Source organism: Neisseria flava, assembly GCF_982712965.1.
On the sequence record NZ_CEXQBZ010000078.1, the window covers coordinates 1 to 5,639 of the forward strand.

The window sequence follows — 5,639 nt, forward strand, 5'->3', positions numbered from 1 at the left end:
TCTTAAGTCCGCAGAGTATGCCATGGTTAAACCTTCAAAGTTGAGTATTGTACTATTTTGTTTTTAATTGACTATAATCAGGGTTTCGTTGCGGTAGTCGCCCGTGCCGTTGACAGACAATCCGGCAGACCGTTCGCCTTTGCGTCCGCTGTTTTTAGTCAGAGCGGCGGCGGGGGCGTTCAAAAGCGATGTGGAAGTGGTAACGCTGGAGAGCGCATCAGCTTTGGTAGTGGCAGTAGTATCGTAGGTGGGATAGCTGTATTGGGTGGCGCTGTCGGGGTTGTTTTGGTAGCCGCCGCGAATCAATGCGTCGATGGAGTAGCGTCCGCCGGTAATGTTGCCCGATCCTTGATCGCCCATGGTAGAAACGTAAAGGGCGACTTTTCGGCCTTTCAGGGCAGACAGATCCATTTCTTTGACGGCGGCACGGGACGAGGCGGCGACGAGTTCTTGTTCGACGGCAAAGCGTTTGCCGCCGCCGTGTGAAGGAATGCCGGTCAGTGTACCGCAGCCGGTGAGCAGGAGGGCGGATAGGGTAAGTGTAGAGAGAAGAATTTTCATGTTGTTCCTTAGATTTGCGTATTAAAAAAACTGAGGTTGGTTAACCTTCCTTAGTTTAATTTAATTTTAAATAAAAAATGTAAAGAACAACTTAAACGGTATATTTGAAGGACAAAAGGATAATGTCGTCTGAAAGCAGAAATTAATTTTTCAGACGACCTTTTGATCTTAATAAACCCGACGCGCGGGATACGGGCGCGGGTAAGGCGGGTAGGGATAGCCGTAGCGGTGTACCGACTCGCTGTCCTGATAGATGACGGTCGTTCCCGGCGGGGCGTTGACGGTAACGGTTTTGTTGATGGTGGTTTGGGAATGGACGGGCAGGTCGAGGACGGCGGTGCGCCCGTATGGGGTTTCGGTGTAGAAGCAGCCGCCCAGTGCGGTCAGCGTGAAGGCGTAAAGTAGGGATTTCTTCATAAGATTCCTTCATTCAAAACGAAACGGTAAGGGGTCGTCTGAAAACACAGTTTCGATACGGTTGAAGCCGATTTTGGGGTTTCAGATGACCCTTTTATAGCCAACATCCTTAACTTTAAATACGGCATATCATCAAATTCCGTCATTCCCGCCCCCGCCTGCGCGAGGACAGGCTACGGCGGGGACGGGCATAACGGCAACCAATAAGTTGCGTATCGAAAATAAAGTCATTTGACTATATCCAGCCGAACAGATGAACCGGCGTTTTTTCAGACGACCTTCCCGCTTACCTTAACACGGTCTTCGTCCAGCGGCTGACCCATTGTTTCTGTTTGGTGTCGATGTCGTTGCGGCTGGGCGAGTCGGTGTGTTTCGGAGCTTGGGCGAACTCGAACACTTTAGGCAGCGGCGTGTTTTTCACGGCGGGATAGACCCACATTTCGGTCGGCAGGGCTTTTTGCACTTCGCCGCTTTGCAGCCACTGTACGAGTTTCGCCGCCAGCTCGGGCTGTTTCGCGCCTTTCAAGACTGCCGCTCCTTCGACTTGGCGGAACACGCCGCCTTTGAGGAAGAGGTTGCCGGTCGGCGGCACGCTGTATTTGCCTTTGGAGTAGTGGACTTCGGCGGCGGGGCTGGCGGCGTAGCTGACGACGAGCGGATACGCGCCGCCGTTTTGGGTGAAGTCGGTGTAATAGGCTTCACTCCAGCCTTTGGCGACTTTCACGCCGTTTTGACGCATCTGCGCCCACCATTTGAACGCACCCTCTTCGCCCATGCCGCCGATGTTCGCCATCAGGAAGGCAAGTCCGGGCGAGGACGTGGCGGGCGACGGCGTAACCAGCAGGTTTTTATATTCTGGGCGGGTCAAGTCCTGCAAGGTTTTGGGCAGCGGCAGTTTTTTCTGTTCAAACCATTTTTTGTCGTAGTTGAGGGTAACGTAGCCGTAATTGACTGCCGCGATGACGGGCATCCCCGCTGAAACGGGCGCGGATTTGGGCTGCGCCGCCGCCAGTATGCCCGCTTCGCGCGCTTTGCCGATGTTGGCGTTGTCCAAACCGTACACCACGTCGGCAATCGGGTTTGCCTTACTGAGAATCAGCTTATTGAGCATTTCGTTGCCGCTGCCCGCCTTAATGACGGAGACTTTGGCGTCGTTGGCTTTTTCAAACTGCGCGAGGACGGATTGGGGCAGGCTGAAGGATTTGTGCACGGCAAGGCGCACTTCGGTCTGGGCGGATAAGTTTGCCGAAGCCAGCAAGAAGGCGAGGGCGGATAATTTCAGTTTCATTCTCTAACCTTTGTACGGGTAAAATACGAAACATCATAACAAAATCCGCACCAACACACGACATGAACCTTTCCCCCGTCTGGCTGTTCGACCTCGACAACACGCTGCACAACGCCAATGCAGGCATTTTCTACATCATCAACCGCGCCATGACTGACTACATGGCGCAACGTCTCAAGCTCTCCGAAGAAGCGGCGTCCGACCTGCGTCAGGACTACTGGCACCGGTACGGCGCAACGCTTGCCGGCCTGCAAATCCACCATCCCGAAATCGACATCCGCGAATTTCTGCGCGAAAGCCATCCCATCGCGCAAATCTTGGCAAAATTGCAGGGCATGGAGGGAACCGAAAGCGTTTTAGGTCGTCTGAAAGGACGCAAAGCCGTTTTTTCCAACGGCCCTTCGTTTTACGTCCGCGCTATCATCGGGGCATTGGGTTTGGCAAACCGTTTTGACGCACTCTTCGGCACGGACGACTTCGGACTGCGCTACAAGCCCGACCCGCAAGCCTACCTGACCGTCTGCCGCCTGCTCGACGCCCACCCCGGACAGTGCATCATGATCGACGACAGCGCGGACAACCTGCACCAAGCCAAAGAGCTGGGCATGAAAACCATATGGTTCGGCAGCAAAGCCCATCCCCTGCCCTTTACCGACGCCGTTGCAAAAGATATGCAGGCGCTCGCCGAATGTGCCGAAAAATTGTCGGCACTCGTCTGAAACCTTTACAATATTGGGTTTGAACAACGGCACCAAGCCGCCCGACCACAAGGACAACCATCATGCGATACACCGCCCTCATCCTCGCCGCCGCAGCCGCCCTGACCGGCTGTACCTGGGAAACCTACCAAAACGAATCCGGCCACACCTCCCTGCGCCCCAAATACGAAAAAGGCACGCGCATCTATTACGAAGACGGCACCTACTCCCGCGATATGCGTTACAACCAATACCGCCCCGAACGCCGCACCCTCAAACCGCTGCACGGCGACCAAGAAAACGTACGCGGCACGACATGGAACAAACCCCAAGGCGCCGGACACACCGCGCCCGAAACGCAAACTGAGGAATAATCCGCCCGTAGAGGTCGTCTGAAACCGTCTTTTCCGTTTCAGACGACCTCAAACATAACCGCCATTCCGTTCGTTCCCATATCTGCCGTCCTTCTCAAGGAGAAAACCATGCGTTCCCTCGCCCTGATTTTCGTTACCGCCGCCATCCTGAGCGGCTGCACCTCAGACCGCTACGACTTCGACAGCCGTCCCGCCGACACATCCGCGCGCACGCCCCTGAAACCGACCACACTCGACCGCTTGGAACATGGCAGCCATGCCGACTCTTACCGGTTCACCCCCAAACCCAACAAACCATAACCCCCAAACGTCCGCACGCCAAACCCAAATAAAAAGGTCGTCTGAAACCCCAAAACCCCGTTCAGACGACCCCTAAATACCCCCTTCATCAACATTGCATTCGAGAAAGCCCATCATGTCCGCCACACCCCTCAACATCGTCATCCTCGCCGCCGGCAAAGGCACGCGCATGTATTCCAAAATGCCCAAAGTGCTGCACCGCATCGGCGGCAAGCCCATGGTCGAGCGCGTTATCGACACCGCCGCCGCCCTGAATCCCCAAAACATCTGCGTCGTCATCGGACACGGCAAAGACCAAGTTTTAGACACCGTCAAACGCGACGTCGTCTGGGTCGAACAAACCGAACAACTCGGCACCGGCCACGCCGTCAAAACCGCCCTGCCCCACCTCGCCGCCGAAGGTCGCACGCTGGTGCTGTACGGCGACGTTCCCCTGATTGACACCGCCACCCTCGAAACCCTGCTCGAAGCCGCAGGCAGCGAAGTCGGACTGTTGACCGACGTTCCCGCCGACCCGACAGGCTTGGGCCGCATCATCCGCGACAGCCAAGGCAACGTAACCGCCATCGTCGAAGAAAAAGACGCCGACGCCGCCCAAAAAGCCGTCCGCGAAATCAACACAGGCATCCTCGTCCTGCCCAACGCCAAACTCGAAAACTGGCTGAACAGCCTCTCCAGCAACAACGCCCAAGGCGAATACTACCTGACCGACCTCATCGCCAAAGCCGTTGCCGACGGCATCAAAGTCCATCCCGTCCAAGTGCGCGCCTCCCACCTCGCCGCCGGCGTGAACAACAAACTCCAGCTTGCCGAACTCGAACGCATCTTCCAAACCGAACAAGCGCAAGAATTGCTCAAAGCAGGCGTCACCCTGCGCGACCCCGCCCGCTTCGACTTAAGAGGTCGTCTGAAACACGGACAAGACGTCGTGATTGACGTCAACGTCGTCCTCGAAGGCGACATCGAAATCGGCGACAACGTCGAAATCGGCGCAAACTGCGTCATCAAACACGCCAAAATCGGCGCAAACAGCAAAATCGCCCCCTTCTCCCACCTCGAAGACTGCGAAGTCGGACAAAACAACCAAATCGGCCCCTACGCCCGCCTGCGTCCGAAAGCCCGCCTTTCAGACGACGTACACGTCGGCAACTTCGTCGAAATCAAAAACGCCGCCATCGGCAAAGGCACCAAAGCCAACCACCTCACCTACATCGGCGACGCCGAAGTTGGTAGCAAAACCAACTTCGGCGCAGGCACGATCATTGCCAACTACGACGGCGTGAACAAATACAAAACCATCATCGGCGACGAAGTCCGCATCGGCTCCAACTGCGTCCTAGTCGCCCCCGTCACCCTCGGCAACAAAGTTACAACCGGCGCAGGCAGCACGATTACCAAAAACGTCGAAGACAACAAACTCGCCCTCGCCCGCGCCCGCCAAACCGTCATCGAAGGTTGGGTACGTCCCGAAAAAGGGGATAAGAAATAGAGCAGTAAATCGCTTTCCTCCTAGATTCGTATCAACCCAAAAGGTCGTCTGAAAACTTAAAACAACAAGTTTTCAGACGACCTTTCATTTAACCCTACAAGCTCGGAATAAACCCAGCCCGTAGCGTGGGCTTTGCCCGCAAACCTGTTGTCTGACAATCAAAATCGGGCAGTTATCTTTATGTTCATTTCGCGGGCAAAGCCCACGCTACCCGTTGCAGCAACAGCAACCTGTCCCTTCCCCCGTCTGGTGGGGGAAGGTTAGGATGGGGGTGGTTTCTGAGGTTTAGGTAAAATCAAATTCGTACAATCCGCAGAACCACCCTCTCCCCGGCCCTCTCCCGCCGGACGGGAGAGGGGGGCAGGTTACCAGTCGAAACGAGGTCGTCTGAAGACTCTGAGATTTGAGTTTGGGAGAAACAAACTCACTCCCCTCGTTTTCAGACGACGGCGGATTCGCATTTGAAGTGCAACTTTCCCTAACAGAAAAAGGCCAGTATGCGGTAGCATACG

6 protein-coding genes and 1 pseudogene are annotated in these 5,639 nt (G+C 55.5%); 4 read left to right on the forward strand and 3 right to left on the reverse strand.

Annotated features, from left to right (window positions below):
- Positions 1-75: 75 nt before the first annotated feature.
- The 3 genes and pseudogenes from AC5M9B_RS04290 to AC5M9B_RS04300 form a co-directional block, all read right to left on the reverse strand.
- Positions 76-561 (reverse strand): annotated as a pseudogene (locus tag AC5M9B_RS04290) (adhesin); the annotation flags it as partial.
- Between the two features lie 168 nt (positions 562-729).
- On the reverse strand, positions 730-978 hold the full coding sequence (locus AC5M9B_RS04295) for a methionine-binding protein (RefSeq protein WP_070656249.1): 249 nt from the start codon (positions 976-978) through the stop codon (positions 730-732).
- 286 nt (positions 979-1,264) lie between these two features.
- Positions 1,265-2,266 carry a thiamine ABC transporter substrate-binding protein gene (locus AC5M9B_RS04300; RefSeq protein ID WP_146736645.1) on the reverse strand — a complete coding sequence of 334 codons (1,002 nt, stop codon included), beginning with the start codon at positions 2,264-2,266 and terminating at the stop codon, positions 1,265-1,267.
- A gap of 62 nt (positions 2,267-2,328) precedes the next feature.
- Between AC5M9B_RS04300 and AC5M9B_RS04305 the strand changes: the two genes are divergently transcribed.
- The 4 genes from AC5M9B_RS04305 to glmU all read left to right on the forward strand — a co-directional run bounded on the left by AC5M9B_RS04305 (position 2,329) and on the right by glmU (position 5,127).
- A complete protein-coding gene (locus AC5M9B_RS04305) occupies positions 2,329-2,985 on the forward strand; it encodes a pyrimidine 5'-nucleotidase (protein ID WP_146736646.1) in 657 nt (218 codons plus the stop codon).
- A 62-nt stretch (positions 2,986-3,047) separates the two neighbouring features.
- Positions 3,048-3,338: a hypothetical protein gene (locus AC5M9B_RS04310; RefSeq protein ID WP_016687858.1), complete on the forward strand. Its 291-nt coding sequence runs from the start codon at positions 3,048-3,050 to the stop codon at positions 3,336-3,338.
- A 108-nt stretch (positions 3,339-3,446) separates the two neighbouring features.
- Positions 3,447-3,638, forward strand: coding sequence for a hypothetical protein (locus tag AC5M9B_RS04315; protein WP_039856010.1), 192 nt, complete (start codon positions 3,447-3,449; stop codon positions 3,636-3,638).
- Between the two features lie 115 nt (positions 3,639-3,753).
- Positions 3,754-5,127 carry a bifunctional UDP-N-acetylglucosamine diphosphorylase/glucosamine-1-phosphate N-acetyltransferase GlmU gene (gene glmU, locus AC5M9B_RS04320; protein ID WP_070656252.1) on the forward strand — a complete coding sequence of 458 codons (1,374 nt, stop codon included), beginning with the start codon at positions 3,754-3,756 and terminating at the stop codon, positions 5,125-5,127.
- Positions 5,128-5,639 lie beyond the last annotated feature (512 nt).